General features: G+C 49.8%; 1 tRNA gene and 3 rRNA genes. All 4 read right to left on the reverse strand.

Going from position 1 to position 5058, the window contains the following annotated elements:
* The 4 genes from rrf to P5Y91_RS10350 all read right to left on the reverse strand — a co-directional run bounded on the left by rrf (nucleotide 1) and on the right by P5Y91_RS10350 (nucleotide 4892).
* Nucleotides 1-116 (reverse strand): 5S ribosomal RNA (gene rrf / locus P5Y91_RS10335).
* Nucleotides 117-195: 79 nt separating this feature from the next.
* A 23S ribosomal RNA gene (locus P5Y91_RS10340) occupies nucleotides 196-3095 on the reverse strand.
* A gap of 123 nt (nucleotides 3096-3218) precedes the next feature.
* Nucleotides 3219-3291, reverse strand: a tRNA-Ala gene (locus P5Y91_RS10345).
* A gap of 53 nt (nucleotides 3292-3344) precedes the next feature.
* Nucleotides 3345-4892, reverse strand: a 16S ribosomal RNA gene (locus tag P5Y91_RS10350).
* Together the 16S, 23S and 5S rRNA genes with 1 tRNA gene alongside form the textbook arrangement of a ribosomal RNA operon.
* Between the last annotated feature and the right edge of the window lie 166 nt (nucleotides 4893-5058).

The raw sequence follows: 5058 nt of genomic DNA on the forward strand, positions 1-5058 counted from the left end.
GCTAAGCGACTACCTTATCTCACAGGGGGCAACCCCCAACTACTTCCGGCGTTCTAGGGCTTAACTGCTGTGTTCGGCATGGGTACAGGTGTATCTCCTAGGCTATCGTCACTTAACTCTGAATGATTAAACATTCAAAATTGAACATCTATATTCTAACAAGTTAAACTCACGTTGTCAATATCTTCTGACTCTTTGGATAAGTCCTCGAGCTATTAGTATTAGTCCGCTCCATTGCTCACACAACTTCCACTCCTAACCTATCTACCTGATCTTCTCTCAGGGCTCTTACTGATATAAAATCATGGGAAATCTCATCTTGAGGTGGGTTTCACACTTAGATGCTTTCAGCGTTTATCCCTTCCCTACATAGCTACCCAGCGATGCCTCTGGCGAGACAACTGGTACACCAGCGGTAAGTCCACTCTGGTCCTCTCGTACTAGGAGCAGATCCTCTCAAATTTCCTACGCCCGCGACGGATAGGGACCGAACTGTCTCACGACGTTCTGAACCCAGCTCGCGTGCCGCTTTAATGGGCGAACAGCCCAACCCTTGGGACCGACTACAGCCCCAGGATGCGACGAGCCGACATCGAGGTGCCAAACCTCCCCGTCGATGTGAACTCTTGGGGGAGATAAGCCTGTTATCCCCAGGGTAGCTTTTATCCGTTGAGCGATGGCCCTTCCATACGGAACCACCGGATCACTAAGCCCGACTTTCGTCCCTGCTCGAGTTGTAGCTCTCGCAGTCAAGCTCCCTTATACCTTTACACTCTGCGAATGATTTCCAACCATTCTGAGGGAACCTTTGGGCGCCTCCGTTACCTTTTAGGAGGCGACCGCCCCAGTCAAACTGCCCGTCAGACACTGTCTCCGTAGATGATTAACCTACCGGGTTAGAGTGGCCATAACACAAGGGTAGTATCCCAACAACGCCTCCATCGAAACTGGCGTCCCGATCTCAATGGCTCCTACCTATCCTGTACATGTGGCACAGACACTCAATATCAAACTGCAGTAAAGCTCCATGGGGTCTTTCCGTCCTGTCGCGGGTAACCTGCATCTTCACAGGTACTAAAATTTCACCGAGTCTCTCGTTGAGACAGTGCCCAAATCATTACGCCTTTCGTGCGGGTCGGAACTTACCCGACAAGGAATTTCGCTACCTTAGGACCGTTATAGTTACGGCCGCCGTTTACTGGGGCTTCAATTCATACCTTCGCTTACGCTAAGCACTCCTCTTAACCTTCCAGCACCGGGCAGGCGTCACCCCCTATACATCATCTTACGATTTAGCAGAGAGCTGTGTTTTTGATAAACAGTTGCTTGGGCCTATTCACTGCGGCTGACTGAAAGCCAGCACCCCTTCTCCCGAAGTTACGGGGTCATTTTGCCGAGTTCCTTAACGAGAGTTCTCTCGCTCACCTGAGGCTACTCGCCTCGACTACCTGTGTCGGTTTGCGGTACGGGTAGAGTATGATTAACGCTAGAAGCTTTTCTTGGCAGTGTGACGTCACTAACTTCGCTACTAAACTTCGCTCCCCATCACAGCTCAATGTTATAGAATTAAGCATTTAACTCAATTCACACCTCACTGCTTAGACGTGCACTTCCAGTCGCACGCTTTAGTTAGCCTACTGCGTCCCTCCTTCACTACATACTCTAGTACAGGAATATCAACCTGTTGTCCATCGGATACACCTTTCGGTCTCTCCTTAGGTCCCGACTAACCCAGGGCGGACGAGCCTTCCCCTGGAAACCTTAGTCTTACGGTGGACAGGATTCTCACCTGTCTTTCGCTACTCATACCGGCATTCTCACTTCTATGCGTTCCAGCGCTCCTCACGGTACACCTTCTCCACACATAGAACGCTCTCCTACCATACCTATAAAGGTATCCACAGCTTCGGTAAATTGTTTTAGCCCCGGTACATTTTCGGCGCAGGGTCACTCGACTAGTGAGCTATTACGCACTCTTTGAATGAATAGCTGCTTCTAAGCTAACATCCTAGTTGTCTGTGCAACCCCACATCCTTTTCCACTTAACAATTATTTTGGGACCTTAGCTGGTGGTCTGGGCTGTTTCCCTTTCGACTACGGATCTTAGCACTCGCAGTCTGACTGCCGACCATAATTCATTGGCATTCGGAGTTTATCTGAGATTGGTAATCCGGGATGGACCCCTCACCCAAACAGTGCTCTACCTCCAAGAATCTTAATGTCGACGCTAGCCCTAAAGCTATTTCGGAGAGAACCAGCTATCTCCAAGTTCGTTTGGAATTTCTCCGCTACCCACAAGTCATCCAAGCACTTTTCAACGTGCCCTGGTTCGGTCCTCCAGTGAGTTTTACCTCACCTTCAACCTGCTCATGGGTAGGTCACATGGTTTCGGGTCTACGACATAATACTAATGCGCCCTATTCAGACTCGGTTTCCCTACGGCTCCGTCTCTTCAACTTAACCTCGCATCATATCGTAACTCGCCGGTTCATTCTACAAAAGGCACGCTCTCACCCATTAACGGGCTCGAACTTGTTGTAGGCACACGGTTTCAGGTTCTATTTCACTCCCCTCCCGGGGTGCTTTTCACCTTTCCCTCACGGTACTGGTTCACTATCGGTCACTAGAGAGTATTTAGGGTTGGGAGATGGTCCTCCCAGATTCCGACGGGATTTCTCGTGTCCCGCCGTACTCAGGATACTGCTAGGTATAAAGACTATTTCGAATACGAGGCTCTTACTCTCTTTGGCTGACCTTCCCATGTCATTCTTCTATAATCTTTAAGTCCACATTGCAGTCCTACAACCCCGAAGAGTAAACTCTTCGGTTTGCCCTCCTGCCGTTTCGCTCGCCGCTACTCAGGCAATCGCTTTTGCTTTCTCTTCCTGCAGCTACTTAGATGTTTCAGTTCACTGCGTCTTCCTCTACCTATCCTTAACAGATAGGAGTACTAGCCATTAGCTAGTGGGTTCCCCCATTCGGACATCTCTGGATCGTCGCTTACTTACAGCTCCCCAAAGCATTTCGTCGTTTGTCACGTCCTTCTTCGGCTTCTAGTGCCAAGGCATCCACCGTGCGCCCTTATTAACTTAACCTTATTTTTGGTCTTACGACCTAAACTCTTTAAATATTTACAGCGTTTCGGTTTATTTTCTTGTTACTATTTGATATAGATATTCAATTTTCAATGTTCAATCTTAACACCCTTACAGTGTTAATGGAGCCTAGCGGGATCGAACCGCTGACCTCCTGCGTGCAAAGCAGGCGCTCTCCCAGCTGAGCTAAGGCCCCACAAGACCTCTCAAAACTAAACAAGACCAACGTACAGGTTTCCATTTCCTTAGAAAGGAGGTGATCCAGCCGCACCTTCCGATACGGCTACCTTGTTACGACTTCACCCCAATCATCTATCCCACCTTAGGCGGCTGGCTCCTTACGGTTACCTCACCGACTTCGGGTGTTACAAACTCTCGTGGTGTGACGGGCGGTGTGTACAAGGCCCGGGAACGTATTCACCGCGGCGTGCTGATCCGCGATTACTAGCGATTCCGACTTCATGTAGGCGAGTTGCAGCCTACAATCCGAACTGAGACTGGCTTTAAGAGATTAGCTTGCCGTCACCGACTCGCGACTCGTTGTACCAGCCATTGTAGCACGTGTGTAGCCCAGGTCATAAGGGGCATGATGATTTGACGTCATCCCCACCTTCCTCCGGTTTATTACCGGCAGTCTCGCTAGAGTGCCCAACTCAATGATGGCAACTAACAATAGGGGTTGCGCTCGTTGCGGGACTTAACCCAACATCTCACGACACGAGCTGACGACAACCATGCACCACCTGTCACCTCTGTCCCGAAGGAAAACTCTATCTCTAGAGCGGTCAGAGGGATGTCAAGACCTGGTAAGGTTCTTCGCGTTGCTTCGAATTAAACCACATGCTCCACCGCTTGTGCGGGCCCCCGTCAATTCCTTTGAGTTTCAACCTTGCGGTCGTACTCCCCAGGCGGAGTGCTTAATGCGTTAGCTGCGGCACTGAGTCCCGGAAAGGACCCAACACCTAGCACTCATCGTTTACGGCGTGGACTACCAGGGTATCTAATCCTGTTTGCTCCCCACGCTTTCGAGCCTCAGCGTCAGTTACAGACCAGAGAGCCGCTTTCGCCACCGGTGTTCCTCCATATATCTACGCATTTCACCGCTACACATGGAATTCCACTCTCCCCTTCTGCACTCAAGTTAAACAGTTTCCAAAGCGTACTATGGTTAAGCCACAGCCTTTAACTTCAGACTTATCTAACCGCCTGCGCTCGCTTTACGCCCAATAAATCCGGATAACGCTCGGGACCTACGTATTACCGCGGCTGCTGGCACGTAGTTAGCCGTCCCTTTCTGGTAAGTTACCGTCACAGTGTGAACTTTCCACTCTCACACTCGTTCTTCTCTTACAACAGAGCTTTACGATCCGAAAACCTTCTTCACTCACGCGGCGTTGCTCGGTCAGGGTTGCCCCCATTGCCGAAGATTCCCTACTGCTGCCTCCCGTAGGAGTCTGGGCCGTGTCTCAGTCCCAGTGTGGCCGATCACCCTCTCAGGTCGGCTATGTATCGTCGCCTTGGTGAGCCGTTACCTCACCAACTAGCTAATACAACGCAGGTCCATCTCTTAGTGATGCAATTGCACCTTTCAAGTCAACATCATGCAATGTCGACTTTTATGCGGTATTAGCTATCGTTTCCAATAGTTATCCCCCGCTAAGAGGCAGGTTACCTACGCGTTACTCACCCGTTCGCAACTCATCCGCTCGGTGCAAGCACCAAGCTTCAGCGTTCTACTTGCATGTATTAGGCACGCCGCCAGCGTTCATCCTGAGCCAGGATCAAACTCTCATTAAAATAATTGTTTGTCTTAAACTCATTCTGTCACTGACAGATTTATTGTTTTTTTATTGTTCAGTTACTATAACCTTAGTTATAGCGCCCTGCACATTGGTTCGTCTTGTTCAGTTTTCAAAGGTCTTTGTCGCTCTCGCGCGACAACTATATTAGTATATCATGACCT

The organism is Streptococcus taoyuanensis, from assembly GCF_029589235.1.
Classification (GTDB): domain Bacteria; phylum Bacillota; class Bacilli; order Lactobacillales; family Streptococcaceae; genus Streptococcus; species Streptococcus taoyuanensis.